This is a genomic window from Idiomarina loihiensis (assembly GCF_024584785.1).
Lineage (GTDB): Bacteria > Pseudomonadota > Gammaproteobacteria > Enterobacterales > Alteromonadaceae > Pseudidiomarina > Pseudidiomarina fusca.
Map to the genome: position 1 here is coordinate 2,517,715 of NZ_CP074112.1, position 26,765 is coordinate 2,544,479.

Sequence of the window (26,765 nt, forward strand, 5' to 3'; positions counted from 1 at the left end):
TCGATTAAACACTTTAAATTGAAGAGTTTGATCATGGCTCAGATTGAACGCTGGCGGCAGGCCTAACACATGCAAGTCGAGCGGCAGCGGGGAGTAGCTTGCTACTTTGCCGGCGAGCGGCGGACGGGTGAGTAATGCTTGGGAACTTGCCTTTAGGAGGGGGATAACCACGGGAAACTGTGGCTAATACCGCATAATGTCTACGGACCAAAGCAGGGGATCTTCGGACCTTGCACCTAGAGATAGGCCCAAGTGAGATTAGCTAGTTGGTGGGGTAAAGGCCCACCAAGGCGACGATCTCTAGCTGTTCTGAGAGGATGATCAGCCACACTGGGACTGAGACACGGCCCAGACTCCTACGGGAGGCAGCAGTGGGGAATATTGCACAATGGGGGGAAACCCTGATGCAGCCATGCCGCGTGTGTGAAGAAGGCCTTCGGGTTGTAAAGCACTTTCAGTGGTGAGGAAGGCTTGTAGATTAATACTCTACAAGATTGACGTTAGCCACAGAAGAAGCACCGGCTAACTCCGTGCCAGCAGCCGCGGTAATACGGAGGGTGCAAGCGTTAATCGGAATTACTGGGCGTAAAGCGTACGTAGGCGGCTTGTTAAGCAAGATGTGAAATCCCCGGGCTCAACCTGGGAATGGCATTTTGAACTGGCAGGCTCGAGTTCTGAAGAGGGTGGTAGAATTTCCAGTGTAGCGGTGAAATGCGTAGATATTGGAAGGAATACCGGTGGCGAAGGCGGCCACCTTGGTCAGAAACTGACGCTGAGGTACGAAAGCGTGGGGAGCAAACAGGATTAGATACCCTGGTAGTCCACGCCGTAAACGATGTCAACTAGTTGTTCGTGTCATAAACGATGTGAGTAACGCAGCTAACGCACTAAGTTGACCGCCTGGGGAGTACGGCCGCAAGGTTAAAACTCAAATGAATTGACGGGGGCCCGCACAAGCGGTGGAGCATGTGGTTTAATTCGATGCAACGCGAAGAACCTTACCATCCCTTGACATCCAGTGAATCATCTAGAGATAGAAGAGTGCCTTCGGGAACACTGAGACAGGTGCTGCATGGCTGTCGTCAGCTCGTGTTGTGAGATGTTGGGTTAAGTCCCGCAACGAGCGCAACCCTTATCCTCAGTTGCCAGCACGTCATGGTGGGAACTCTGTGGAGACTGCCGGTGATAAACCGGAGGAAGGTGGGGACGACGTCAAGTCATCATGGCCCTTACGGGATGGGCTACACACGTGCTACAATGGCGCGTACAATGGGAAGCAAGCTAGCGATAGTAAGCGGATCTCAAAAAGCGCGTCGTAGTCCGGATCGGAGTCTGCAACTCGACTCCGTGAAGTCGGAATCGCTAGTAATCGTGGATCAGAATGCCACGGTGAATACGTTCCCGGGCCTTGTACACACCGCCCGTCACACCATGGGAGTGGGCTGCACCAGAAGTAGATAGCTTAACCTTCGGGAGGGCGTTTACCACGGTGTGGTTCATGACTGGGGTGAAGTCGTAACAAGGTAGCCGTAGGGGAACCTGCGGCTGGATCACCTCCTTATGAAAAAGCCTTGAAGAAGTTAAGTGCTCACACAGATTGCCTGGTTTGGTAGATGTAACGGATAGAAACTGGGTCTGTAGCTCAGCTGGTTAGAGCGCACCCCTGATAAGGGTGAGGTCGGTAGTTCAAGTCTACTCAGACCCACCACTTCTGCGGTTATGCTGCGTTGGAAAGCCACTCACATACTGATGTATGCTTCGTGCCTTCCCGCCTTGCCTAACCTTGAAGTTAGCCTTATCGGTTTGTTGGTTTGGTTATTGTGTTTGGTTTGTTGTTTTTACGAATAACGACGAACGAATAACGAACAACGACAGGCCTACGGCCTGTGGGGCCATAGCTCAGCTGGGAGAGCGCCTGCCTTGCACGCAGGAGGTCAGCGGTTCGATCCCGCTTGGCTCCACCATTTCTTAGTCATCGAACAGCGAAGCGTACGAACAGCGCAGCGCACGACTAACGAATCACGTTTCTATCCAAAGTTAGCGATAAACATTCTCACGAGAATCTTTATCAGTAACTTCATGTTACACCGCTCTTTAACAATATGAACAAGCTGATTGTAATAAAGTAATGAAATGCCACTCTACTTGAATCCAAAAATGGTAGAGGCGTATCGAACTTGTGTACAGCAAAGAAACAGCCCATAGAGCTCGAATAAACATTTTCGGGTTGTATGGTTAAGTGACTAAGCGTAGACGGTGGATGCCTAGGCAGTTGGAGGCGATGAAGGACGTACTAACTTGCGATAAGCCATGATGAGGCAGTAAGAGCCGCTTGAGTCATGGATTTCCGAATGGGGAAACCCAGTGTGCATGCACACTATCTTGCACTGAATCCATAGGTGTAAGAAGCGAACCCGGAGAACTGAAACATCTAAGTACCCGGAGGAAAAGAAATCAACCGAGATTTCCCTAGTAGCGGCGAGCGAACGGGAATTAGCCCTTAAGCAATCATGGTTCTAGTGGAATGAGTTGGAAAGCTCAACGATACAGGGTGATAGTCCCGTACACGAAGGAAACATGAAGGTGAAAACGAGTAGGTCGGGACACGTGTTATCTTGACTGAATATGGGGGGACCATCCTCCAAGGCTAAATACTCCCAACTGACCGATAGTGAACCAGTACCGTGAGGGAAAGGCGAAAAGAACCCCGGCGAGGGGAGTGAAATAGAACCTGAAACCGTCTACGTACAAGCAGTAGGAGCACCTTCGTGGTGTGACTGCGTACCTTTTGTATAATGGGTCAGCGACTTATATTTTGTAGCAAGGTTAACCGAATAGGGGAGCCGTAGGGAAACCGAGTCTTAACTGGGCGCTTAGTTGCAAGGTATAGACCCGAAACCGGGCGATCTAGCCATGGGCAGGTTGAAGATTGAGTAACATCAATTGGAGGACCGAACTCACTAATGTTGAAAAATTAGGAGATGACCTGTGGCTCGGAGTGAAAGGCTAATCAAGCCCGGAGATAGCTGGTTCTCCCCGAAAGCTATTTAGGTAGCGCCTCGGACGAATACCACTGGGGGTAGAGCACTGTTTGGGCTAGGGGGTCATCCCGACTTACCAACCCCATGCAAACTCCGAATACCAGTGAGTACTATCCGGGAGACACACGGCGGGTGCTAACGTCCGTCGTGAAGAGGGAAACAACCCAGACCGCCAGCTAAGGTCCCCAAGTCATGGCTAAGTGGGAAACGATGTGGGAAGGCTTAGACAGCTAGGAGGTTGGCTTAGAAGCAGCCATCCTTTAAAGAAAGCGTAATAGCTCACTAGTCGAGTCGGCCTGCGCGGAAGATGTAACGGGGCTAAGCCATGCACCGAAGCTGCGGCAGCAAACTTGTTTGCTGGGTAGGGGAGCGTTCTGTAAGCCGTTGAAGGTGTGTTGAGAAGCATGCTGGAGGTATCAGAAGTGCGAATGCTGACATGAGTAACGATAATGGGGGTGAAAAACCCCCACGCCGGAAGACCAAGGTTTCCTATCCCATGTTAATCAGGGTAGGGTAAGTCGGCCCCTAAGGCGAGGCCGAAAGGCGTAGTCGATGGGAAACGGGTTAATATTCCCGTACCGACATGAACTGCGATGGGGGGACGGAGAAGGCTAGGCAAGCCGGGTGTTGGTTATCCCGGTGAAAGTATGTAGGTTGGTGGTTTAGGAAAATCCGGACCGCTAAGACTGAGATACGAGACGAGCATCTACGGATGCGAAGTTGTTGATGCCATGCTTCCAGGAAAAGCCTCTAAGCTTCAGGTTCATGTTGACCGTACCCCAAACCGACACAGGTGGTCAGGTAGAGAATACTAAGGCGCTTGAGAGAACTCGGGTGAAGGAACTAGGCAAAATAGTACCGTAACTTCGGGAGAAGGTACGCCAGAGCTGGTGAAGTCCACACGGACGGAGCCGGAGCTGGCCGCAGTGACCAGGTGGCTGGGACTGTTTATTAAAAACACAGCACTCTGCAAAATCGAAAGATGACGTATAGGGTGTGACACCTGCCCGGTGCCGGAAGGTTAATTGATGGGGTTAGCGTAAGCGAAGCTCTTGATCGAAGCCCCGTAAACGGCGGCCGTAACTATAACGGTCCTAAGGTAGCGAAATTCCTTGTCGGGTAAGTTCCGACCTGCACGAATGGTGTAACCATGGCCACGCTGTCTCCACCCGAGACTCAGTGAAATTGAAATCGCCGTGAAGATGCGGTGTACCCGCGGCTAGACGGAAAGACCCCGTGAACCTTTACTACAGCTTGGCACTGAACATTGAACCTCCATGTGTAGGATAGGTGGGAGGCTATGAAGCGTTGGCGCTAGTTGACGTGGAGCCATCCTTGAAATACCACCCTTGTATGTTTGATGTTCTAACTTAGCCCCATTATCTGGGGTGAGGACAGTGCCTGGTGGGTAGTTTGACTGGGGCGGTCTCCTCCCAAAGAGTAACGGAGGAGCACGAAGGTTGGCTAAGTACGGTCGGACATCGTACGGTTAGTGTAATGGCACAAGCCAGCTTAACTGCGAGACAGACACGTCGAGCAGGTGCGAAAGCAGGTCATAGTGATCCGGTGGTTCTGAATGGAAGGGCCATCGCTCAACGGATAAAAGGTACTCCGGGGATAACAGGCTGATACCGCCCAAGAGTTCATATCGACGGCGGTGTTTGGCACCTCGATGTCGGCTCATCACATCCTGGGGCTGTAGTCGGTCCCAAGGGTATGGCTGTTCGCCATTTAAAGTGGTACGCGAGCTGGGTTTAGAACGTCGTGAGACAGTTCGGTCCCTATCTGCCGTGGGCGTTTGAGAGTTGAGAGGGGTTGCTCCTAGTACGAGAGGACCGGAGTGAACGAACCGCTGGTGTTCGGGTTGTCATGCCAATGGCACTGCCCGGTAGCTACGTTCGGAATCGATAACCGCTGAAAGCATCTAAGCGGGAAGCGAGCCTCAAGATAAGCTCTCACTGACATGTAATTGTCCTAAAGGGTCGTTGGAGACTACAACGTTGATAGGCGGGGTGTGGAAGCGTAGTAATGCGTTGAGCTAACCCGTACTAATTGCCCGTGAGGCTTAACCATACAACACCGAAGGTGTTTAGGGCTGTAGCCAAGACATAAGTTCGAGCTTCTACTAGGCTCAACTAGAGTGGTGCATTACTGGCACGACAATCAGCGAATTCATATTGTACAAGTTTACGCCTGGCGGCAATAGCGAAGTGGAACCACCTGATCCATTCCGAACTCAGAAGTGAAACGCTTCCGCGCCGATGGTAGTGTAGGGTCTCCCTATGCGAGAGTAGGTCACCGCCAGGCACCAAATACGAACAACCCCTAGCAGCTATGCTAGGGGTTTTTTCGTTGCGCGCTCGAAAAGATCGCGAACGGCTGCCGGCTCCCCATCACGCAAACCTTTCTAAAAAATAGAATCAAACAGTCTATAATTGCCGATATTTATTTCAATAAATGAGACTAAAATAACAGATGTAACTTGGAGACTGACTATGCTCAAGAACTCAAAACGTAGCTACGGCTGGGTGGCAATTATCATGCATTGGTTAACAGCTATGATGGTTTTTGCCTTATTCGGCTTAGGCTATTGGATGTTAACACTGGGCTACTACGATGCCTGGTATCGATTAGGCCCATGGTGGCATAAATCATTTGGCATGACGTTGTTATTGCTCACCATCGTTAGGCTGATCTGGAAACTTACGCAACCAAGACCCACAGCTATTGGCAAGACGTTTGAGCAAGTAGGTGCCAAGTTAGGGCACGCACTGATTTATGCATTGTTGTTTATCACCATGATCAGTGGTTACCTCATTTCAACGGCGGATGGGCGTGGAATCTCGGTGTTTGATTGGTTTGAAGTACCAGCCTTGATCACCTCCATTCCGCAGCAAGAAGACATCGCTGGACAGGTGCACTGGTATGCCGCACTGAGTCTTGTGATTATAGCGATTGGACATGGTCTAGCAGGCTTAAGGCATCACTTTATTCACAAAGATGAAACCCTAAAGCGCATGCTGCGACCATTAAAAGATTAATTAATAACGGAGATTTATCATGAAAAAACTTTTGTTAGCCACGATTATGTCAGCTACTTTTTTAGCAGCAGCTCCGGTGCAAGCCGAAGACTATGTGATTGATACGGACGGTGCTCATGCATTCGTACAATTTAAGGTTAGCCACTTAGGCTACAGCTGGTTGCTCGGTCGGTTCAACGATTTTGAAGGAACCTTCAGTTACGACGAGGCCAACCCTAGTGCAGCCAAAGTTAATGTAACTATTGACGTGGCAAGCTTAGACAGTAATCACGCCGAGCGTGACAAGCATTTACGCAGCGCTGACTTCTTTAACGTTGGTAAATACCCGCAAGCTAAGTTTGAGTCAACGAGCTACACTGCTAATGGCGACGGTACCGGTGTTTTGAAGGGTAACTTTACTTTGCACGGTACCACTAAACCCATTTCAATTGATGTGACAGAAATTGGCGCTGGGCAAGACCCTTGGGGTGGATTCCGTCGCGGGTTTGAAGGGGCGGTGACAATTACTCCAGCGGATTTTGGTATGGACTATGATTTGGGTCCAGCATCTGAAACCGTAGAAATCTATTTGTCGATTGAAGGTATTCGTAAGTAATAGCAATGATAAAAAAGGGCAGTAATAACTGCCCTTTCATTCAATTATGGTGCGTTTATCACGAGTACTGTAGCCCTTCGCGATAGGCACGTAAAGCAGCGTTGGTATCGCCTAAGGCATCATAGGTTTGAGCCAGATCGAACCATACTCGCTGCGATGGTGCTAATTCAGTAGCTTTACGCAATGCCCGTTGTGCTAACGAGTAGTCTTTGCTGAGGTAGGCCATCTGACCTAAAGCTTGCAACAGCAGCGCGTCATTGGGATGTTGTTTTAATTGCTGTTGTAACCATTCCCGTAATTCTGTGCCGGCAACCAATAACTGACGCTGCAGTAAGTCCGCTAATTCTAACTGTCCACGTTTTAACCCACGAGCAGCTATTTTATCGGCAGCAGTGCTTTGTTCGAGCTTAATCAGTGTCTGTAAGTAAGCCGTCCTGATCGCTGTGGTGGCACGTTGTTCTTTGCTTAAGCTTTGCCAATATTGGCGTAATGAAGGTAAGCTTAACTTCGCTGCGGCTAGCATCAAGGCTAAGTATGTTTGCTCAGTAAGCTCCGCTAATTCGGTAGCGCTGAACAAATTTAATTGTGCTGCAGTTGGCAATAAATCAGAAATTTCACGGTACTTATGTAAGTTGCGGTAACTCAAAATCGCTAACTTAACGAGCTGCGGGTGATGAGGATACTGCTTCAATAAACCGGCTAGCTCGGTTATTCGACTACTTGCATTAGCAGGATCTGCCCGTAAAGAAAATAACATCTCCGCTAAGCGAAAATCATCGGTACGGCCAGTCTTATTGAGCCAGTCTTGGGCTTGTTTTAAATCACCTAATTGGGCTGCGATGTATGCTGCTAATAAGGCATCTTGCTGATCTTTGCCAAGCTGATAACAACGATTGATGTTGCGTGAAGCTAGCACATAGTCGCCTTGTAGCAGTGCTTCAAGGGCGTCAGTATAGGCGTCACCAGCTTTGGCTTCACGGCGTCTACCAAACCAACTCATACCCCAGCTGGTACCGCGAATGACCCGGCGAATGCCAGCTAAAAGTAGCCGTAGCACTAAAATCAATAAGGTTAGGATAATAACGGCCGCAACGATACTGGTCTCGATGGTCCATTGACCCAAGCTGATCAGAATGTAACCGGTGTTGCCTGACCACAGAGGGCCTATCAATAACCCTGCAATCAATAAAATAATCAGCGTTAGCGCAAACCTCATAACTCCTCCTCAGCGGTTTGCCCTACGGCATATTGCTCAGCTAATCGGGAAAGGAGAGCAACAGCAGGTAACTGAGCTGGTAGCTCAGGCTGCAATTTGGCTTCTTGTAAGGTCATCAATTGCTCGAGGATAGGCTCAATGTCGGCATTATCGCTGATCTCGGTGATAGTTGTGAGTTGCTCGATTGCAGTGGCTAGGGCCTGCTCAAAAACCTGCTGCGAGCCGCTCAGAGCAGCCTGCTGGGCTAGTTGCAGCTGCAGTAACACGCGCTCTTTGCTGGCGGTAAAATAGGTATCGGCAATTAAAGGCTGCACCGGGGTATCACGACGTTGCACCCGAATTAACTTATCCATAAGTGCCGTGAAACTTTGTTTAAAGCGTTGCCAGCCACTGGCAGTGGCATCGTTCCCAGAATTGCTAACACCAGCTGTAGGCTGCTGATACCAGTGACTATGCTGTAGTTGATTGCGTAAACTTCCTAGCGTGAGCGTGATGCTTTCGCTTTGTTGCGCTGGCAGTGAGCTTAAGCGCAAAATATCATCTGCTAAGGCTTGACGAACCGCTTGATGAGCGGGATTACTCAATGCTCGCAGGTGCGAATCGGCGAGCTTTAATAACTCAACTGCAGCAGCAATATCTTGTTCTATCCACAACTTACTTGCGGCGCGTTCCGCTAGCGCCCGTGCTTCAAAAATTCGCCAGCTTGATTGCTGAGTGATATCCAGTTGCGCTAGTTCGGCTTGCACAGAACGAACGGCCATTTGGTTACTTTCTAAGAGGTCGGCTTGTTCGTTAAGAACTCGTTGTAGCCCGCGATTGGATTGTTGGATCTGCTCGTCAACAGTGGCTTTAAAGGTATCATTTTGGGATTTTAGATCTTGCTGTAACTGGCTAAACTGTTGCTCTAGTGTGGAATATTGGCGAGTTAACTCATGCAATTGCTGTGCTTGTTTAAGCACGACCACCTGATAACCATACCAGAGTGCAGCTCCTGCGGCTGCAAGCACCAGCACTGCGACCAACCAGCCCATACCACCGCGCCGCGGCTTACTCGTAGGTGTGGTGGTCTCGGTAGGGTTATCGATATCGGTAGGACTATCAATTTCAGCTACCGCATCGGTATCCTTGGTTGATTTGGTTGGCGTCATAGAATGGTATCCTGTTGGTTCTTAATGGCTTTTACCCAAGCCTGAGTGAGAGCAAAGGGAGTAGCGCTATCAGCAACTACACATGCTCGTTGGTAGGTAGTAGGTAGCATGCGTGCTAACCGCTCACTAGCGACAACCCAATAACATTGGGCTAACCAAGTTGATGCAGAGCTGGGCATCGCAGTAAGAAAATAATCGAGCTGCTCGGCACTGGTGACCATAATGCCCTGTACCTGAGTTTGCCACTGGGTAATAAGCTGCGGTTTAATAGCTACGGGAGTGCGTTGATAAACTTCCAAATAGTGTACGTCGGCACCTCGTGCGCGTAAGGTCTCCGCAAAGACCTCGCGGCCACCATGTCCGCGTACTAGCAACCAGCGTTGGCCAGCCACCTGCTGTAGCTCCGGCAACTCTAGTAAAGCATCACTATTGTGTTGCCGCCATGGACAAGTAACAGGTCGGCCAACGGTTGCTGCAATAGCTGCGGCACTAGTAGGGCCAACGGCAAACCAGCGAGCCATCGGCACCGGGACATCGGCAGCCCATGCTTGTTTTTGTTCTGCAAAATAGCGGGCAGCATTTACGCTAACCATCAACCCGGCATCCCAAGGTTCAGCCAATAGTTGCACGTAACTGCTGTTGGGGTCGTCATAGCTACTAATTTTCACCATGCTAAAGCATTCTGTCTGCAAGTCGCCTAGCTCGAGCTGTTTAGCTTGTTGCTGTAAGCGCATTTGCACAGGTTTAGACTGCTCGTCAGGGCGTAAAATAAGTAGCTTATGATTCATGAATGTAGCTCGTTCTCAGCGTAGACATCTTTCAGGATGACATCAGCACCGCGGGATAACAAATATTCCGCTAATTCAATGCCTAATTGCTCGGCATCATCACGCAGACCGCGAATGTCGCCTTCAATGATCTCGCTACCATCAGGACGCCCCACCAAACCACGTAAATGCAGTTCGTCGCCATGCAACTCAGCATAGGCACCGATAGGTACTTGGCAACCACCTTGTAGGCGTCGATTCATCGCCCGTTCAGCTAATACGCAACTACGTGTGTCAGGGCAGGTTAAGGGCGCTAAGAGTTCTTTGGTACGAGCATCATCACTACGGCATTCAATGCCTAACACGCCTTGGCCATTAGCGGGTAAACAGGTTTCTGCCGGAATTCGCTGGCTAATACGATGTTGTAGCTCCAGCCGGATAAGCCCTGATGCGGCTAAAATAATGGCATCAAATTGGCCTTCATCAAGTTTGTTCAAGCGGGTCTGCACATTGCCACGTAAGTCTTTGACAACCAAGTGAGGAAACTGTGCCAATACTTGGCATTTGCGGCGCAAGCTGCAGGTGCCGACCACGGCTCCTTCAGGAAGCTGATCAAGGCTTGCATAGGTATTTGAGACAAAGGCATCTCGCGGATCTTCGCGCTCACAAATACCAAAGAGCTCAAGCCCTGGTGGAAACTCCACCGGTAAATCCTTCATAGAATGCACAGCTAAATCGGCATGGCCCTCTAACATTGCCACTTCAAGTTCTTTGACGAAGAGGCCTTTACCACCAATTTTGGCCAGCGGTGTATCTAAAATCACATCACCGCGGGTGCTCATAGGTAATAACTCAACCGTGAGCCCTTCGTGCAGGGCCTCTAAACGTGCTTTAATGTGTTCTGCTTGCCACATCGCCAGCATGCTTTTACGTGTAGCAATACGTAGTGTCTCACTCATCCTTTATCCCCACATCCTGATTAGCTTAATGGAGCTAGTGTCACGTCAGTTTCAGCTTGCTTGCTGGCTGCTTCACTCAATAATTGCCACAATTCAGCACCCGTCCGGTTATCAATCCAGACACCATCACGATACTCAAAATGATGACCATTAAATTTGGTTGCAACCCACAACTGCTGTAGGGGTGGCTGCTTATTAATCACCATTTTCGTGTTATTAGGAAACGTCAGCTCCAGAATATCTCCGCCCGATTCAGTATCTATGTCTACGTGGCAGGCTTCAACAGCCTCTTCAATAGCTAAAATAGTAGCTTCTGCTAATTCATGATAGTCGTGCTCTTGCATGTCCACTCCTAATAATGACATTTGTGCGTCTCAATGCGATGATAGACACCATACGATTTATGACCCAAATAAAGTAGGTACAGTTTACCGATGTTTAATCTGAAAGTAATGCGTCTGATCATTGTAGCAGGATCGCTGACGTTGGTCGCCTGCGGACAAAAAGGTCCGCTTGAACTACCGCCACCGGCTGAGCCTAATCAAACACCAGTAACCACAGCTTTGCTACAGGATAAAAGCCAATGAGTTTTGATTACCTGCAGCAGCAATTACATGCGGAACAGTGTCCGCTCAATGAGCTGGCTGAACGTTTTGGTACGCCATTGTTTGTTTATTCCAAAGCTCAGTTGCTGGCTAATTGGCAGCAATTCGCTAAGGTCTGGCCGGCACCTCACCGACTCTGTTATGCGGTTAAGGCTAACAGCAACTTGGCTATTCTTAATCAACTGGCCAAACTGGGCGCAGGTTTTGACATAGTCTCAGGTGGTGAGCTCGCGCGCGTATTGGCTGCAGGTGGACGCGCTGATAGCGTCGTTTTTTCTGGCGTCGCAAAAACGCGGGCAGAAATGCGCTATGCTCTAGAGCAAGGCATCTACTGTTTTAACGTGGAATCGGCGGCAGAATTAGAACGTTTGAATGATGTCGCCGCGGCGCTGGATAAGGTGGCTCCGGTCAGTCTGAGGATTAATCCGGACGTGGATGCGCAAACTCATCCTTATATATCAACGGGGCTAAAAACCAATAAGTTTGGTATTGCCATGACGGATGCGGTCGCCTTGGCACGGCATGCGGCAAGCTTAAAGAATCTTGATTTAAAAGGCTTGGATTGTCATATCGGCTCGCAAATTTTAAAAGCCAGTCCATTTCTTGATGCCGCTGACATCATGCTCGATTTAATTCGCCAGTTACGTAGCGAAGGCATTCATATTCGGCACTTAGATATGGGCGGCGGTATGGGCATATCCTACAACCATGAACAGCCGATGGATGTAAGTGATTACTTACTTAAGTTGCAGCAAAAAGCTCAAGATGTGACCGATTTGACACTGATGTTAGAGCCAGGTCGAGCGATTGTTGGTAACGCTGGCGTTATGCTAACTCGGGTTGAATTTAATAAACCAGGTTTGGATAAGAATTTCTTATTGGTTGATGCAGGGATGAATGATTTACTCCGCCCCGCGCTGTATCAGGCCTATCATGACATCATCCCGGTTCGCCAAAGTGATGCTGAACCCAGTATCGTGGATGTGGTTGGGCCGGTTTGTGAGACCGGTGATTTTCTTGGCCACGCTCGTCATATTGCCGCAGTTGAGGGGGATGTCTTAGCTGTCTTAAATGCTGGTGCTTATGGCTTTACTATGAGCTCCAATTACAACTCTCGTCCGCGTGCAGCTGAAGTGCTGGTGGATGGTGATCGTGCCCATTTAATTCGTGCGCGCGAGCCTTTAGAGCAGCTATGGCAGGGCGAACAGCTGGTGGAGGAGTCACGATGAATTTCTCCAAAATGCATGGTTTGGGTAATGATTTTATGGTGATTGATAATGTCACCCAGAATATTTATATCAACCCAGAAAATATCAGACATTGGGCCGATAGACACCGCGGTGTGGGTTTTGACCAAATGCTCTTAGTTGAGCCACCGTACGATCCGGATTTAGATTTTCATTACCGAATTTTTAATGCCGATGGAACTGAAGTATCCCAATGCGGTAATGGCGCTCGTTGTTTTGCGCTGTTTGTAAAAATGAAAGGATTGAGCCACAAAAACCATCTGAAAGTAAGCACCAAAGCCGGCCGCATGGTCTTGCATCATGAGCGTGATGGGCGTATCACCGTAGAGATGGGCTTACCACAATTTGCGCCAGCTGAGGTTCCCTTTAAAGCGAATAAAGAAGAGCTAACCTACATTTTACGCGAGCAAGACCAAACGATTTTGTGTGGGGTGATGGGCATAGGTAACCCGCACGCAGTTATTGAGGTGGATAACGTACAAACCGCCCCGGTAGCAACGCTTGGTCAGGCGCTGGCAACCCATGAGCGCTTTCCAGAAGGTGTGAATGTGGGCTTTATGCAGATAATCGCTCGTGATCGTGTGCGTTTGCGCGTGTTTGAGCGCGGCGTTGGCGAAACTCAAGCTTGTGGCAGTGGTGCTTGTGCCGCCGCCGTGATTGGTATGCGTCAAGGCAAATTAGATGAACAGGTTACAGTTGAGTTACCAGGTGGTAGCCTCTCAATTCGCTGGCAGTCAGGTCAAACCGTACGCATGACGGGCCCCGCGGAACATATTTATGATGGATATTTAAAGCTATGACAGGTGAGTTAATCAAGGATCCGAAAACATTAGTGGATGATACGCTGATCGCTGAATATTTGGCTGAAAATCCAGATTTTTTTGAGCGTCATCCGCAGTTGCTGCAGCACATGCGGCTACGCCATGAGCAACAAGGTACCGTAAGCCTGGTTGAGCGTCAGCAACAAGTATTGCGGCAGCGAGTTGGTCAGCTGGAAGATGATATTACCGAATTGATGATCACGGCTAAACGCAATGAGCAACTCTTTAATATCTACAGCGAGCTGTATATTGCTTTACTCGATTGTCACAGCTTGGCCGATATCATGAATTGTCTACAGGCTACCTTTGCCGAGCAGCTCAACATGCCGGCAGTGAGCTTGAAATTCTTCGCCAGCCCACTGCCCCTACCAGAGCAATTCACTTTTATTGCTGACACTCACAAACAGTTACTAAGTAAGCGTTTTAATGACACTAACTTGTACTTAGGTCGCCTCACTGAAAGTGAGCAACGGTTGCTGTTTCCTGAGCAAGCCATTGCTTCAGTGGCGCTACTGCTCTTGGGTGAACAAGGCGAATTAGGCATGCTGGCTATAGGCAATCAAGATGCCAGCCATTTTCAGCCAACCATGGATGCGGTGTTGATTAATCAATTACGCCATTTATTGAGTAAATTGCTGCCGCCTTTACTACAGCACCAAACGCAACCGGGCCAGGAATAATGCAACTCAGTGCGCTCAAACATCGGTTTATTCATCACTTAGCCGGCGAGCGCGGATTAGCTCAACATACGCTCAATAGTTACGACCGCATTTTGGTGGAAGACCTCAATAGTTTGGCTGAGCAACGGATTGAGCAAGCACAACAACTGCAATTACCAGTATTAGAGCGGTTATTCATTAGCTGGCGTCGCCGAGGGCTTGGTGATGCATCGCTAGCTTTACGGTTAGCCGCGTGGCGTACTTTTTGTGATTATTTGCTTCGCGAAGGTGAACTACAGGATAACCCGGCCAAACAACTGAAAGCTCCTCGTGCGGCCAAGCGACTGCCAAAGAACCTTGATATCGACAGCATTAGTCAGTTATTGCAACTACCACAAAATGAGCCTTTGGCGCTGCGTGATGCTGCCATTATGGAACTGCTGTACTCCAGTGGCATTCGTTTAGCTGAGTTGGTGGCACTAGATGTTGATGCCATTAATCCGCGCCATCGTGAGCTGCGGGTCTTTGGTAAAGGGAGTAAAACTCGGATTGTGCCTTACGGACGCTGCGCCGCAGCTGCACTTGAGCGCTGGTTGCCGGTACGGACACAGTGGCTGCAAGGCAACTTAACTGAGCTTGCTCTGTTTGTTACCCAGCGGCAAACACGAATGAGCCCGCGGACAGTGCAGCAGCGCTTGAACTATTGGGGCGAACAGCAAGGACTAAAAGGCTCATTGCATCCGCATAAGCTGCGTCATTCGTTTGCGTCGCATATGTTAGAATCAAGTGGTGACTTACGTGCTGTGCAAGAATTACTAGGGCACGCAAACTTAAGTACAACTCAGGTTTATACCCATTTGGATTTTCAGCATTTAGCCAAGGTCTATGACGGAGCCCACCCGCGCGCCCGCAAAAAGTAGTCCTTCAAGTAAGGAATAAATAATGCAGTTTTATCGACGACTGTTACCTGTTGCAGCAGTTAGTTTTGATCTGGATGATACCCTCTATAACAACGTGCCAGTGATGCAACGCGCCGAGCAAGCCGTTCGAGATTATGTGGTACGTGAATTCCCTCAAACAGCTACCTGGCAGCCGCACGACTGGGCTCAATTACGCCAACAAATCATGCAACGCGATGTTCGTTTAGCCAGCGATATGACCCAACTTAGACTAACTGCTCTAGCCGCGGGGCTGGCGCACTTTGGCGTGCCAAGTGCAGAAGCAGAAGCGGGTGCTACTGCAGCGATGGCCGAGTTTATGCGGTATCGTAATTTGGTTGAAATTGATCCCCAAGTACATCAGTTACTGGCACAATTGAGTGCCAAGTTACCCGTAATTGCGATAAGCAATGGTAACGTGAATGTGACAGAGATCGGCCTAGCTCCTTATTTTCAATTGATACTACAACCCAATGCAGAGCTACGCGGAAAACCATTTACCGATATGTTTGAGGCCGCCGCTAGACGGTTTCCAGAACGACATCCGCAGCAGTGGTTGCACGTTGGTGATAGCCCCTACGCCGATGTTTTAGGGGCGCACCGAGCGGGTTGGCAAAGTGCCTGGTTTACCGGTGGGCTTGGTCAAGCTGAGCATTTGCGAGTGCTGCCAACGCTTGCTTATCAGCGCCTTGAAGACCTAGCGCAGCATTTATTAAAGTAAGTTGCTTCGCTAAATAACTGGTTGCATATACAGTATTAGAAAACTAAACTGCCGCAAGCGCCAGTAATTTTCATTTTAATAGATACCTAAGCTCGGATAACTTTATGACTCAGCACCCTTTACTCGCCCAACTTAATGACAAGCAACAACAAGCAGTAGCTGCGCATGAGCGGCACATGCTAGTTCTTGCTGGCGCGGGGAGCGGTAAAACCCGGGTGCTGGTACACCGAATCGCTTGGTTGCTGCAAGAGCAGCGGGTATCGCCCCATAGCATCATGGCCGTTACTTTCACCAATAAAGCAGCCGCAGAAATGCGTGGACGGATTGAGCAGATTTTAGGTAATTCTGTACGCACTATGTGGATCGGAACCTTCCACGGGCTAGCTCATCGTCTTTTACGCGCTCACTTTATGGACGCTAAGCTGCCGCAAAATTTCCAGATCCTTGATAGCGATGACCAGCAACGATTGCTTAAACGTATCATTAAAAATAAAAACTTAGATGAAAAACGTTGGCCAGCTAAACAAGCCCAGTGGTTTATTAATGCCAAGAAGGACGAAGGATTACGTCCGCATCATTTGGATGGCTTTGATTTTAATGAGCGCACCTTTAAAGAGATCTATGAAGAATATCAAATAGCTTGTGACCGTGCGGGGCTGGTGGATTTTGCCGAGCTATTACTGCGAGCACATGAACTGCTGCGCGACAACGCCATTGTTCGGGAGCACTATCAGCGCCGCTTTCGACATATTTTAGTGGACGAGTTTCAAGACACTAACTCGATTCAATACGCATGGATAAAGTTACTCTCAGGGGTTAGTAACAGCGCTGAAGCTACCAATTATGTCACCATTGTCGGCGATGATGATCAGTCTATTTATGGCTGGCGGGGTGCCAAAGTAGAAAATATTCAGCAGTTTTTGCGGGACTATCCAAATGTACTAACCATCCGCTTAGAACAAAACTACCGTTCGTCCAATAATATTCTCCAGGCTGCCAACCAAGTGATTGCCAACAATAACGATCGCTTAGGTAAAGAATTATGGACCGAAGACGGAAGTGGTGATGCGATTGATCTTTATGCCGCTTTTAATGAGATGGACGAAGCACGCTATGTTGCCGGACAAATCGAGCAGTGGCATGAACAAGGCCATGCCCTGCAAGATGTCGCGATTTTGTATCGTAGTAATGCGCAATCACGGGTAATTGAAGAAGCTTTATTGCATGCGCGTATTCCCTACCGAATTTATGGCGGCTTGCGATTCTTTGATAGACAAGAAGTCAAAGATGCGCTGGCTTATTTGCGGCTGTTAGCCAGTCGCAACGATGATGCGGCACTAGAGCGCGTGATCAACACTCCCACGCGAGGTATCGGCGATAGAACCCTGGCCATTATTCGTGATGGGGCCCGAGCTCGTGGAACCACCATGTGGGATGCGGCCAAGCAATTGGTGCAGGAGAAGATTCTCAGTGGTCGCGCCGGTAATGCCGTACAAGCGTTTTTAGATTTAATCGACCGATTGGAAGACGATGTCAGTGACTTTCCGTTAGGACGACAGGTCGATACTATTATCAAAAGCTCCGGTTTGATGGCGATGTATCAAGCTGAGAAAGGTGAAAAAGCTGAAACGCGGGTCGAAAACTTAAAAGAGTTAGTGAATGCCTGCGATAATTTCCATGCTTTTGATGAGCAAAACAACGATGAAAATATGACGCCGCTGAATAGCTTTTTGGCTCATGCAGCCCTTGAATCAGGTGATGAGCAAGCGGAAGAACATCAAGATGCAGTGCAATTAATGACCCTGCATAGCGCTAAGGGCTTAGAGTTTCCGTTGGTGTTTATGGTGGGTGTAGAAGAAGGCCTATTTCCATCGCAGCAGTCTTTGGATGAAAGCGGACGATTAGCTGAAGAGCGTCGGCTTATGTACGTTGGCATGACCCGCGCGATGCAAAAATTAGTGATTAGCTATGCTGAACAGCGACGTATTTATGGGCAAGAGTTCTTTCATAAAGTAAGCCGTTTTGTGGGTGAGATGCCTCCCGAAACCCTCCACCATGTTCGCTTACAAAGCCGAACTCAGCATCACAGCCCTGCACTTGGCCGCTTTCATAGTGGCGCCAGCCATGAGACCTTTGAGCAAACGGGCTATGAGCTAGGGCAGCGCGTACGACATCCTAAATTTGGTGAGGGTACCGTGCTTAATTACGAAGGCGTAGGAGCCCAAAGCCGCATTCAAATTAACTTTGATGGCGTAGGCTCCAAGTGGTTAATGACTGCCTATGCTCGTTTAGAGCGGTGTTGATGTACCAGTGAGTCAAAACTATACAGCGCCAGTGCAGCCCAAATAATGCCAAAGGTGACCAGTTTATCTGACGCTAACGGCTCGTGATAAACCCAGACAGCGAGAATAAACATCAGGCTTGGCCCTATGTATTGAAAAAAGCCTAAAGTGGAATAGCGGATCCGCTGTGCTGCTGCCGTAAAACAGAGCAGCGGCGCGGTAGTTACCACTCCTGCCGCTACCAGCAGACTGTTGATTTGCCAGCTATTGTCGAGCATGTTCACGTTATCTGATTGAGCGAAAAAGAGCATATAAACCAGTACGATAGGTAACAAGATCACAGTCTCTAGCCACAGCCCAGTAATAGAATCTATCGGAAGGCGCTTACGAATAGCACCGTAAATAGCAAAACTACTCGCTAAGATAAGAGCTACCCAAGGTACCGAACCAAACGATACCACTTGAATAAACACCCCAGTAAAAGCTAACCCTATCGCTACCAGCTGTAAACGCCGCATCCGTTCGGCAAAAAACGCCATGCCGATAGCCACATTAAGCAATGGGTTAATGTAATAACCTAAGCTGGCATCTAAAATGTGGTCGTTGTTGATCGCCCAGATAAAAAGAAACCAATTACCGCCCAGTAAAAAGGTCGCAACAGTAAGACGCAACATGTGCTTGCGATTCTGTAACACGGGTTTGAGCCGGCCACCACGACGCAAGAGCAGAATAAGCGCTAACACCAGAACAAATGACCAAATAATACGATGGCTAACAATTTCTATCGCCGGCACACTCTCGAGGGCTTTGAAGTAAACCGGTGCAATGCCCCACATGGTATAAGCAGCAATAGCAAATAGTACGCCCAGGCGGCTACGTTGGGTGGTCTCAGTCATTATGGTCGGATCTCACATTCGTGCGATTTTTAATCAGATGGTGGCGGAATATCACGGAAAAAGGCCTGTGCCGGTAGTGTTCAGCGACAGGGATGCATACAATAGAGCTATCGTTCATTGCCGTCAATTGGGGCCTTTATTTTGTCATCTTCTACGCTGTCACAACTTCTTGCCGAAGTGTTTGGTTACACCAAATTTCGCGAGGGCCAAGCGCAAGTGATGCAGGCGGTGCAAGAGGGTCATGATGCTTTAGTGCTGATGCCCACTGGGGGCGGTAAATCGCTGTGTTATCAATTGCCAGCGCTGGCTGCGGAAGGGTTGACGGTTGTTATTTCGCCGTTAATTTCACTGATGCAAGACCAAGTTGAGGCCCTTCACGCAATGGGTGTGGCGGCAGCCGCGTTGAATAACAGCCTCACCCCTGAGCAAAATGCAGAGATTTATCAACAGCTACAGCAGCAACGGATCAAGCTTTTATATGTAAGCCCTGAGCGCGTGATGCAGCCCTTTTTTATTAAACGGTTGCAAGAATGGCAGGTCGCCTTTGTAGCCATCGACGAGGCTCATTGTATCTCCCAGTGGGGTCATGATTTCCGTCCTGAGTATGGTCAGTTGGGGCAATTAAGAGAAGCTCTACCACAAGTGCCATTTATGGCACTTACAGCCACCGCCGATGCCGCCACCGAGGCAGACATCATTTCGCGCCTTCGGTTAAACCAGCCGGAAGTGTACAAAGGCTCGTTTGACCGCCCTAACATTCGCTACTTAGTGGAAGAAAAATTCAAGCCGTTCAAGCAGGTACGCGACTATATTGCACAGCAAAAAGGCGCTTCAGGCATTGTTTACTGTGGCAGCCGCAAAAAAGTAGAAGAGCTAGCTGAGATGTTGCAGCGAGACGGTTTGCGTGCAGCAGGCTATCACGCTCGCATGGACCATGATGAACGCGAACGGGTGCTACGTGGGTTTGTGCGTGACGACATTGATGTGGTTGTGGCAACCGTAGCTTTCGGTATGGGTATCAATAAACCCAACGTGCGGTTTGTCGTGCACTTTGACATACCGCGCAGTGTCGAGGGTTATTATCAAGAAACCGGACGAGCCGGACGTGATGGCTTACCCGCTGAAGCGATGCTGTTGTATGCACCAAGTGATGCGGGCTGGATTCGCTCAGTGATTAACGATCATCCGGATGAAGATCGTAAGCGGGTAGAGACTCATAAATTCCTCGCCATGCAAGCCATGGCCGAAGCACAAACTTGTCGGCGCTTGGTGCTGCTAAATTACTTTAACGAATACCGTGATAAGCCCTGCAATAACTGTGATATTTGTTTAGATCCACCACGTCAATACGATGGGACAGTGGACGCACAAAAGGTACTTTCGTGTGTTTATCGAGTGCAGCAAAGCTTTGGTTCTACTCATGTCATCGACGTACTGCGCGGAAGCAAGTCACAGCGGTTGATGGATCTTGGGCATGATAAGCTCTCTACCTACGGCATAGGTGCCGAGCATAGCCAAGAATACTGGCAAGCTATTATTCGACAACTCGTGCATCGAGGTTTATTAGTCCAGAACGTGCAACAGTATGGCGTGCTACAACTCACTGAAGCTGCACGTCCCGTTTTACGTGGTGAAATTGCCCTACAATTAGCTGAACCAAGAATCAACTTGGCCACGAGTAAGCCACGAGTGGCTGATAGAGGCGATTATGACAAAGTCTTGTTCCGACGCTTACGCGCACTTCGTAAAACGATTGCTGATACCGAAGGGTTGGCACCTTATATGGTCTTTAATGATAATAGCTTGGTCGAAATGGCGATAGAATACCCCACGACGGCTGGCGCTATGCTCAACATAAGTGGGGTGGGTCATAAGAAGCTAGAGCGCTATGGCGATGAGTTTATTGCTGCCATTACCGCCTATCTAGATGCTGATGATGAACCTATCAGTCGCTTTTAGTTAGGCGGCTGGCGCCATATAAAAATGCCACAACTCTAATATCACAGGCACCACAGAAAGCACTAAGATAAGCGCCATAGTGATATTGAACAGACGTTGCATCAGCGGGTTGGTCAGCACTTTACGTAAGAGCGAACCAAAGACCAGCCAAATACCCACGCAGGGAAACGCCATCAATAAAAACGCCAAAGTAATAGCTAATACTTCCATGAACGGAGAGCCTTGTACCGTAGTAAAGGCTGCAACGGCACCGGTGGCCATCACCCAAGCTTTCGCATTAACCCATTGAAACAACACAGCCTGCCAAAAACTGAAAGGTTTTTTCTCACCACGTTTGATAGCTTGTGGCTCGGCACTAGCAATATGCCAAGCTAACCAAATGAGATAAAGCACGCCTAGCACTTTAATCAATTGGTGCAGATTAGGGAACTTATCAAAAATCACCCCAAAGCCAAGCCCAACTAAGAGCACCATCAATGGGAAGCCAAAACAAATGCCAAGAAAGTGCGGCATACTGGCTTTAATGCCATAGTTCATGCCCGAAGACATGATCATCACATTATTTGGGCCGGGAGTGATGGTTGTAGAAAAGGCAAAAAATAAGACGGCGATGAAAATTTCAAACATAGTCCGAGTGCAATCTAGTCATGGATGATGCTGTCATTTAATAGTAGTTTGCCAATAAAGCCAAGATCCCAAGCACTAATTTAGACTATTCTTGCTGCACGAGCGTCATCCTCTCACGTGAGCTTGACGACAACCGCATGCGAGGTACTATAAAGTTGAGCCCTCATGATGAACAAGGACCCAAATGAGCCAGGACAATCATTGGCAGATTATTAAGCTTGCTGAATTTGAGCGACCAAGTGCTCCAGCAAGCACACGGATTGAGCAACTGGTGCAGCACTTGCGCAATCTTTTTCCTAGCTCAGAGCAAGGTACAGAAGAATCTGAGGCAAAAGACTTTCCTGGCTACCGTGATTTTGACTTAGCTCCGGCCGCTGATGCGCTAGATGAGGCGTGGCAAGAATGGTTGGCTAGTGACGGCACTGGGGTGAAGTTTTTGGTGAGCCCACCTTTTAGTGGCACCGCGGCAATTAGTCGAGCGTGGGCAGAACGTCACCAGTTACCTGTTTTACAAGCGCCGGAGGCTGAACTCTTTGCCGGTGTTGATATCGAGGCCTGGTGGCAACCGCAAGCAGCACCCGTGTGGGTGATTGATCATTTGGCTGATTATTGGCAGCGACAAACCAATGGCTTAGCTTTTATTCGTGCCCTGCTACCTAAGTTAATGCGCGGCGAGTTAGGTAAGGGAATCGTCGTGTGTGATAGCTGGAGCTTTGCCTTTCTACAGCGTGCTTGGCCAGTACATTTGCCACAGGTGTATTGTTTTTCAGCCGCAACAGAAGCGTTGCTGCAGCAAGTAGGTATTCAGGCACCGAGTAAACAACTGCGCGCATTGGCAGCACGAGCCATGGGAAACGTTGGGTTAGCACTAGCCTTATGGGCCGTGACACAAGATGATGCTAAAGATTTACCAGCGATGCCAGCTGATTGCGGTGATGCCAGTGCTTTTGTTCTATATGCACTGCTTCTTCACAACGGTCTGAGTGGTGCAGCCTTACAAAGCGTCCTTCCTACGTTGGCGGCAGACCAGCTGGATGTTCAACTACTGCAATTACAGCAAGCTGATCTGGTCGAGTGCAATCAAGGTAAGTGGGAAGTTACTGTTTATGGTTATTTAGCCGCGCGTGACTTTCTTAACAGTCGTGGTTATTTCATGGATGCGTTTTAAATGCAAACGAGCATCCGCAATGGGTCAAACAGGATAATCTAATTCATGGAAACCGATAAAATACTGGGGCTCTTTAAAACAGTAACGAGTGCCGCTGTGATAGAGATTGCGATAGTGATCACTGTCGCAGTAGCTATTATTTGGCTGAGCCAGCGCCTCTTACCTTGGTTAGCAGACCATTTACATGGTAAGCAGCGGCTGTTTGTTTTAGCTATGATCCCAACCCTTCGGGTGGTGGTTTTCATCTTAGCGGCCTTGTGGATAGTGCCGATGGTAATTGAAACCACCGTACAAAACATGGTGGCGATATTAGGCGCAGCTGGGCTCGCCATAGGGTTTGCACTTAAAGATTACGTGAGTAGCTTAATTGCCGGTATTGTCGCAGTTTATGAATTACCTTATCGTCCGGGCGACTGGATTGAGGTTGACGGCACTTACGGTGAAGTAAAACACATTGGTATGCGTGCGGTAGAGATGGTGACGCCAGATGATACCGTGGTGTTTGTGCCTCATTTAAAATTATGGAATAGCCTAATCCATAACGCTAACAATGGCGGGCCCAGCCTGATGGTGGTCACCGATTTTTATTTAGCCGCTAATCATGATGCGCATCAGGTTAAACAGCTGCTTGAAGATGTCGCTCTGACCAGTCCTTATGTGCAACTGAAGCAACCGATTGTGGTGATCATTCTTGAGAAGCCGTGGGGCACGCACTACCGTTTAAAAGCTTATCCGATAGATCCGCGGCAGCAATTTCAGTTCATGACAGATTTAACGGCGCGAGGCAAAGCTTGCCTACGCGCGTTAAATATTGAGTTTGCTAACCTGTCACCAGAGCACGCTGTTCAGGTAACCCCATAGATAACAAGTAGGGCAATGGCACCTGTTGGCGTGCGCTAAACTCGGCTTTGCTGTCTAGACCTTGCCAGTTAATTTCGATGAGTGCTTGCGCCACAGCACCACCAAGCCCTGCGCCTGGGCCTAACAGGATAAAGTGGTCAGGGGCAAATTCTTTCGCGGCCGTTTGTATCGCTTTGCTAAAATCGTAGGTTTCGGTGACTTGGTGCCCCAGTGTGTATTGCTGTAATGCCGCTTGATGAGTTACATGGGCAGGCCAGATCTGGCCGCGACCATCAATCAAGGGCGTTTGTGGAGCATGAAAAGCCGCTGCTGGCCATTCAGCTAAAGCTTGTTGCGATGCCTGTTGCATAAAATGGGTATGAAATGCGGCGTGGCCTGGTAAGAGCATAGGAAAGCGCTCATCTAATCGAGGTAAAGCCGCCATAGCAGCACTGCAAGCAGCCTCGGAACCAGCTAACACGGCATAGCCGCCGTACTTTATCGACATTTTTAAATCACCGGCAAAACGCTCTAACTGCTGCGCTACTGCTGCTTGCTTGGCGGCACAAGGTCGCCACGGCTCATCGACGACAGGATAAATAAATTGCGCCCCAGCACCGCCAGCAGTTAACTGCGCCATGCGAGTTACTAAGCGTGTGCTGGTATTTATGTTCCAGCTTTCGGCGCAGGCCATGGCGGTGTACCAGCCCATTGAATTACCGGTGATAGCCACAACGTCAAACTGCTCGGTGTTAAGTGCTTGATAGTCTAAATAGCCACCGGCATAAATCAGTGCCGCCGCATGCTCCGGGCGCTGATGAAGCGAGCTTTTAAACAACGGCGCTTGGTCTAATTCGCTGACAGTTGCTAGATTGAGGTCGGTGCGGGTGTGATCGATTTGCGCCAAGGTAGGTTGCAGAGCTGCAGGTAAGGCGCTGCTAATAGAGCCAAGCTCTGGCTTGTTGTAGGTACCGCGGCCAGGGCAAACAACCACTGCCGTTTTGCGAGAGTTAGTCATGATGTTGCTCCAGCAAAGCTAAGGCTTGAGTCACGATATCGGTGCACGAAGGTAAGACGGTATAGGCTGCTGCACCTAATGGGATAAAGCTGTCAGCAGCGTTAAGGCGCTGGATATGAAAGTATCCTGGCTGATGTTCGTGCAGGGCTGTGAATAACTCTTCGCTTAATGACCCGCGACTACGACATTCATCCACAATCAGCACCTTTTTGCAGCCCGCTAGTGCAGCTATGATTTTATCTACGTGCAGAGGCACCAAGCACCTTAGATCAAGAACCCGAACCGAGTGCCCTGCTGCGGCTAGCTTGGCTTCAGCTTGACGGCTTAGATAGTAGCCGTTGCCGTAAGAAATAATAGCCAACTCGAGACCGTCTCCAAACACGGCTGGCTCGCCTAACTCTGGCACAGGTTGCTGCAGGTCTGGATAATCACTTAGCCAGCCGTTATCACCCACTTGATGTAGATCGCGAGTCATATACAGAGCAATAGGTTCGAGCATGATCACCACTCGCTGTTCACGAGCTGCAAGTTGCACCGCTTGTCGCATCAATAATGCGCCATCACGACCATGACTCGGGCACAGCAAGATGATCCCTGGTATATCCCGAAACACCGCGAACGAATTGTCATTATGAAAATGACCACCAAAACCGCGTTGATAAGCTAAGCCAGCAATTCGGATCACCATGGGGTTGGTATACTGACCACTGGAGAAGAAAGATAAGGTTGCGGCCTCGCCTCTAATTTGATCTTCAGCATTATGCACATAAGCCAAAAATTGAATTTCTGGCATCGCAATAAAGCCTTGTTGCGCCATACCTATGGCCAACCCGAGAATACTTTGTTCATCAAGCACGGTGTTAAGGACGCGATTGGGGCCAAAAGCTTCCATCAAATGCTGAGTGACGTGGTAAACACCGCCTTTTTTAGCGATATCTTCACCGCACATCACGATATTAGAGTATTGCGCCATTAAATCATGTAACGCCCAATTGATGTGCTTAGCTAAATGCTGGGGCTTGCCGACATTGTGCTTGTCCCACTGAAATAGCGCTTGGCGTTGTTCGGCTGGCGCTGGTTTTGGCAGCGCTTGCGACCGTGCTGGAGGCACGATGCTGGCCATCACTTCAGCGGCAGAATTGAGTTTAGGCCGTTGGCTTGCTTGCACCGCAATACGTGCAATACGTTGTTGCTGCGTTTGAATAAATGCACCGAGTTGATGCGGATCGAGTAATCCTCGACTAAGTATCGCGGCACAGCTATGCAGTAACGGGTCTCGTTCATTGTCTAGCGCAATTTCTTGCTTACTGCGATAAGCAACTTCGGCATCTGCGCCCGCATGCCCAAACAAGCGTACCGTGCGTAAATGCAAGATGGCAGGTTTGCGCTTATTGCGTACGTAATCGGCCGCGGCCTGAGCCACCAAATAGGTTTCGGCAAGGTTGCTGCCATCAGCACTGAAATACTTAAGGGCTGGGCGCTGACTTAACTGTTGCTGAATCCATCCTCTGGGAGTGTGGGTGGAAATCCCCAAGCCATTGTCCTCACAGACCAGTAGCAGAGGCATCGGAATTTGTTGATAAGCGGCCCAACTGGCTGAATTGATCGCACCTAAAGCGGTGGAATGATTTGCTGAGGCATCCCCAAAACTGCAAACCGCGATAGCATCATGAGGCCAAGTGCCTTGGTGCGCTAACCGTTTACTCAAGCCTAATGCAAAAGCGGTACCCATCGCCTTTGGCACATGCGATGCGATGGTACTTGTTTGCGGTGGTACGTTGAGATGCAAACTGCCAAGCACTTTATGACGACCGCCAGCAATAGGTTCATCAGCGGCTGCGGCAAAGCTGAGTAGCATGTCGTACAACGGAGTGGAGCCCGGTGCTTGCTTGGCGCGCTGAATAAAAAACGCACCGCTACGATAATGTAAAAAGGCCGGGTCGGTAACCCGCAAAGCTTTCGCAACGGCAGCATTGCCTTCGTGGCCGGCGCTACCAATGGTATAGAAGCTCTGGCCGGCAGCTTGCATTAAGCGAGACTGTAAATCTAATAAACGACTACTAAGCTGCGAATCAAATAAATCATACAGCTCGGCGTCACTCAACACACCACCAGCGGCGTGCGCCTGTGGCAGTTGGCCCTGCTCAATGCGCTGCAACAGTTCCGAGAGCCAGGGGTGCATAGCAGCCCGTGGCATGGTCTCTGAGGTCGACATGC

At 49.3% G+C, this 26,765-nt stretch carries 21 protein-coding genes, 2 tRNA genes and 3 rRNA genes; 17 read left to right on the forward strand and 9 right to left on the reverse strand.

Annotated elements, in window-relative coordinates:
• Positions 1-15: 15 nt before the first annotated feature.
• The 7 genes from KGF88_RS12100 (at position 16) to KGF88_RS12130 (ending at position 6,677) form a co-directional block, all read left to right on the forward strand.
• Positions 16-1,561, forward strand: a 16S ribosomal RNA gene (locus KGF88_RS12100).
• Between the two features lie 70 nt (positions 1,562-1,631).
• Positions 1,632-1,708, forward strand: a tRNA-Ile gene (locus KGF88_RS12105).
• Positions 1,709-1,888: 180 nt separating this feature from the next.
• Positions 1,889-1,964 (forward strand) — tRNA-Ala (locus KGF88_RS12110).
• A 269-nt stretch (positions 1,965-2,233) separates the two neighbouring features.
• Positions 2,234-5,114: ribosomal RNA gene (locus KGF88_RS12115) — 23S ribosomal RNA — on the forward strand.
• 119 nt (positions 5,115-5,233) lie between these two features.
• Positions 5,234-5,348 (forward strand): 5S ribosomal RNA (gene rrf, locus KGF88_RS12120).
• Together the 16S, 23S and 5S rRNA genes with 2 tRNA genes alongside form the textbook arrangement of a ribosomal RNA operon.
• 188 nt (positions 5,349-5,536) lie before the next feature.
• Entirely contained in the window at positions 5,537-6,082 is a 546-nt protein-coding gene (locus tag KGF88_RS12125; RefSeq protein WP_153826313.1) for a cytochrome b, read from the forward strand.
• A gap of 19 nt (positions 6,083-6,101) precedes the next feature.
• On the forward strand, positions 6,102-6,677 hold the full coding sequence (locus tag KGF88_RS12130) for a YceI family protein (RefSeq protein WP_110076484.1): 576 nt from the start codon (positions 6,102-6,104) through the stop codon (positions 6,675-6,677).
• Positions 6,678-6,735: 58 nt separating this feature from the next.
• Here the strand turns inward: KGF88_RS12130 and KGF88_RS12135 are convergent, their stop codons facing one another.
• Genes KGF88_RS12135 through cyaY form a run of 5 tightly spaced genes read right to left on the reverse strand, consistent with a single transcriptional unit; the run spans position 6,736 to position 11,111 of the window.
• Entirely contained in the window at positions 6,736-7,893 is a 1,158-nt protein-coding gene (locus KGF88_RS12135; RefSeq protein WP_153826312.1) for a heme biosynthesis HemY N-terminal domain-containing protein, read from the reverse strand.
• Entirely contained in the window at positions 7,890-9,041 is a 1,152-nt protein-coding gene (locus KGF88_RS12140) for a uroporphyrinogen-III C-methyltransferase (RefSeq protein ID WP_153826311.1), read from the reverse strand. Before KGF88_RS12140 ends, KGF88_RS12135 begins: the two co-directional genes overlap by 4 nt.
• Complete coding sequence (locus tag KGF88_RS12145) at positions 9,038-9,829, reverse strand: uroporphyrinogen-III synthase (RefSeq protein ID WP_153826310.1); 792 nt, start codon at positions 9,827-9,829, stop codon at positions 9,038-9,040. Before KGF88_RS12145 ends, KGF88_RS12140 begins: the two co-directional genes overlap by 4 nt.
• A complete protein-coding gene (hemC, locus tag KGF88_RS12150; protein WP_153826309.1) occupies positions 9,826-10,767 on the reverse strand; it encodes a hydroxymethylbilane synthase in 942 nt (313 codons plus the stop codon). The genes KGF88_RS12145 and hemC overlap by 4 nt, the downstream gene beginning before the upstream one ends.
• A 20-nt stretch (positions 10,768-10,787) precedes the next feature.
• Complete coding sequence (gene cyaY / locus KGF88_RS12155) at positions 10,788-11,111, reverse strand: iron donor protein CyaY (protein ID WP_110076479.1); 324 nt, start codon at positions 11,109-11,111, stop codon at positions 10,788-10,790.
• 108 nt (positions 11,112-11,219) lie between these two features.
• Between cyaY and lptM the strand changes: the two genes are divergently transcribed.
• The 7 genes from lptM (at position 11,220) to uvrD (ending at position 18,061) form a co-directional block, all read left to right on the forward strand.
• Positions 11,220-11,354, forward strand: coding sequence for an LPS translocon maturation chaperone LptM (gene lptM, locus KGF88_RS13955; protein WP_418055313.1), 135 nt, complete (start codon positions 11,220-11,222; stop codon positions 11,352-11,354).
• On the forward strand, positions 11,351-12,601 hold the full coding sequence (gene lysA, locus KGF88_RS12160) for a diaminopimelate decarboxylase (protein WP_153826308.1): 1,251 nt from the start codon (positions 11,351-11,353) through the stop codon (positions 12,599-12,601). The genes lptM and lysA overlap by 4 nt, the downstream gene beginning before the upstream one ends.
• Positions 12,598-13,419, forward strand: coding sequence for a diaminopimelate epimerase (dapF, locus tag KGF88_RS12165; RefSeq protein WP_110076477.1), 822 nt, complete (start codon positions 12,598-12,600; stop codon positions 13,417-13,419). The genes lysA and dapF overlap by 4 nt, the downstream gene beginning before the upstream one ends.
• Positions 13,416-14,120, forward strand: a complete 705-nt coding sequence (locus tag KGF88_RS12170) for a DUF484 family protein (RefSeq protein ID WP_110076476.1) — start codon at positions 13,416-13,418, stop codon at positions 14,118-14,120. The genes dapF and KGF88_RS12170 overlap by 4 nt, the downstream gene beginning before the upstream one ends.
• Positions 14,120-15,019: a tyrosine recombinase XerC gene (locus KGF88_RS12175; protein ID WP_110076475.1), complete on the forward strand. Its 900-nt coding sequence runs from the start codon at positions 14,120-14,122 to the stop codon at positions 15,017-15,019. Before KGF88_RS12170 ends, KGF88_RS12175 begins: the two co-directional genes overlap by 1 nt.
• A 22-nt stretch (positions 15,020-15,041) precedes the next feature.
• Complete coding sequence (locus KGF88_RS12180; protein WP_153826307.1) at positions 15,042-15,758, forward strand: HAD-IA family hydrolase; 717 nt, start codon at positions 15,042-15,044, stop codon at positions 15,756-15,758.
• Positions 15,759-15,862: 104 nt separating this feature from the next.
• Positions 15,863-18,061: a DNA helicase II gene (gene uvrD / locus KGF88_RS12185; RefSeq protein ID WP_153826306.1), complete on the forward strand. Its 2,199-nt coding sequence runs from the start codon at positions 15,863-15,865 to the stop codon at positions 18,059-18,061.
• On the opposite strand, the gene rarD is transcribed toward uvrD, so the two are convergent.
• Positions 18,037-18,936 carry an EamA family transporter RarD gene (gene rarD, locus KGF88_RS12190; RefSeq protein WP_153826305.1) on the reverse strand — a complete coding sequence of 300 codons (900 nt, stop codon included), beginning with the start codon at positions 18,934-18,936 and terminating at the stop codon, positions 18,037-18,039. The two genes, uvrD and rarD, sit on opposite strands and share 25 nt — an antisense overlap.
• Before the next feature lie 141 nt (positions 18,937-19,077).
• On the opposite strand from rarD, the gene recQ reads away from it, so the two are divergent.
• Positions 19,078-20,895, forward strand: a complete 1,818-nt coding sequence (gene recQ, locus KGF88_RS12195) for a DNA helicase RecQ (protein WP_228759483.1) — start codon at positions 19,078-19,080, stop codon at positions 20,893-20,895.
• Here recQ and KGF88_RS12200 read toward each other — a convergent pair whose 3' ends face one another.
• Positions 20,896-21,522, reverse strand: coding sequence for a LysE family translocator (locus KGF88_RS12200; RefSeq protein ID WP_153826304.1), 627 nt, complete (start codon positions 21,520-21,522; stop codon positions 20,896-20,898).
• Between the two features lie 184 nt (positions 21,523-21,706).
• Between KGF88_RS12200 and KGF88_RS12205 the strand changes: the two genes are divergently transcribed.
• Together KGF88_RS12205 and KGF88_RS12210 are read left to right on the forward strand one after the other, a co-directional pair.
• Positions 21,707-22,690, forward strand: coding sequence for a hypothetical protein (locus KGF88_RS12205; RefSeq protein WP_153826303.1), 984 nt, complete (start codon positions 21,707-21,709; stop codon positions 22,688-22,690).
• Between the two features lie 45 nt (positions 22,691-22,735).
• On the forward strand, positions 22,736-23,551 hold the full coding sequence (locus tag KGF88_RS12210; RefSeq protein ID WP_153826302.1) for a mechanosensitive ion channel family protein: 816 nt from the start codon (positions 22,736-22,738) through the stop codon (positions 23,549-23,551).
• Here the strand turns inward: KGF88_RS12210 and KGF88_RS12215 are convergent.
• Both KGF88_RS12215 and KGF88_RS12220 read right to left on the reverse strand, forming a co-directional pair.
• Positions 23,511-24,548, reverse strand: a complete 1,038-nt coding sequence (locus tag KGF88_RS12215) for a malonyl CoA-ACP transacylase (RefSeq protein ID WP_153826301.1) — start codon at positions 24,546-24,548, stop codon at positions 23,511-23,513. The genes KGF88_RS12210 and KGF88_RS12215 overlap by 41 nt on opposite strands.
• Positions 24,541-26,763, reverse strand: a complete 2,223-nt coding sequence (locus tag KGF88_RS12220) for a thiamine pyrophosphate-dependent enzyme (protein WP_228759482.1) — start codon at positions 26,761-26,763, stop codon at positions 24,541-24,543. The genes KGF88_RS12215 and KGF88_RS12220 overlap by 8 nt, the downstream gene beginning before the upstream one ends.
• Positions 26,764-26,765 lie beyond the last annotated feature (2 nt).

Excerpts from the sequence above, each read along its gene's own strand:
- KGF88_RS12125 (WP_153826313.1), top strand. The coding sequence starts at position 5,537 with ATGCTCAAGAACTCAAAACGTAGCTACGGCTGGGTGGCAATTATCATG.
- KGF88_RS12130 (WP_110076484.1), top strand. The coding sequence starts at position 6,102 with ATGAAAAAACTTTTGTTAGCCACGATTATGTCAGCTACTTTTTTAGCA.
- KGF88_RS12135 (WP_153826312.1), bottom strand. The coding sequence starts at position 7,893 with ATGAGGTTTGCGCTAACGCTGATTATTTTATTGATTGCAGGGTTATTG.
- KGF88_RS12140 (WP_153826311.1), bottom strand. The coding sequence starts at position 9,041 with ATGACGCCAACCAAATCAACCAAGGATACCGATGCGGTAGCTGAAATT.
- KGF88_RS12145 (WP_153826310.1), bottom strand. The coding sequence starts at position 9,829 with ATGAATCATAAGCTACTTATTTTACGCCCTGACGAGCAGTCTAAACCT.
- hemC (WP_153826309.1), bottom strand. The coding sequence starts at position 10,767 with ATGAGTGAGACACTACGTATTGCTACACGTAAAAGCATGCTGGCGATG.
- cyaY (WP_110076479.1), bottom strand. The coding sequence starts at position 11,111 with ATGCAAGAGCACGACTATCATGAATTAGCAGAAGCTACTATTTTAGCT.
- lptM (WP_418055313.1), top strand. The coding sequence starts at position 11,220 with ATGCGTCTGATCATTGTAGCAGGATCGCTGACGTTGGTCGCCTGCGGA.
- lysA (WP_153826308.1), top strand. The coding sequence starts at position 11,351 with ATGAGTTTTGATTACCTGCAGCAGCAATTACATGCGGAACAGTGTCCG.
- dapF (WP_110076477.1), top strand. The coding sequence starts at position 12,598 with ATGAATTTCTCCAAAATGCATGGTTTGGGTAATGATTTTATGGTGATT.
- KGF88_RS12170 (WP_110076476.1), top strand. The coding sequence starts at position 13,416 with ATGACAGGTGAGTTAATCAAGGATCCGAAAACATTAGTGGATGATACG.
- KGF88_RS12175 (WP_110076475.1), top strand. The coding sequence starts at position 14,120 with ATGCAACTCAGTGCGCTCAAACATCGGTTTATTCATCACTTAGCCGGC.
- KGF88_RS12180 (WP_153826307.1), top strand. The coding sequence starts at position 15,042 with ATGCAGTTTTATCGACGACTGTTACCTGTTGCAGCAGTTAGTTTTGAT.
- uvrD (WP_153826306.1), top strand. The coding sequence starts at position 15,863 with ATGACTCAGCACCCTTTACTCGCCCAACTTAATGACAAGCAACAACAA.
- rarD (WP_153826305.1), bottom strand. The coding sequence starts at position 18,936 with ATGACTGAGACCACCCAACGTAGCCGCCTGGGCGTACTATTTGCTATT.
- KGF88_RS12200 (WP_153826304.1), bottom strand. The coding sequence starts at position 21,522 with ATGTTTGAAATTTTCATCGCCGTCTTATTTTTTGCCTTTTCTACAACC.
- KGF88_RS12205 (WP_153826303.1), top strand. The coding sequence starts at position 21,707 with ATGAGCCAGGACAATCATTGGCAGATTATTAAGCTTGCTGAATTTGAG.
- KGF88_RS12210 (WP_153826302.1), top strand. The coding sequence starts at position 22,736 with ATGGAAACCGATAAAATACTGGGGCTCTTTAAAACAGTAACGAGTGCC.
- KGF88_RS12215 (WP_153826301.1), bottom strand. The coding sequence starts at position 24,548 with ATGACTAACTCTCGCAAAACGGCAGTGGTTGTTTGCCCTGGCCGCGGT.
- KGF88_RS12220 (WP_228759482.1), bottom strand. The coding sequence starts at position 26,763 with ATGTCGACCTCAGAGACCATGCCACGGGCTGCTATGCACCCCTGGCTC.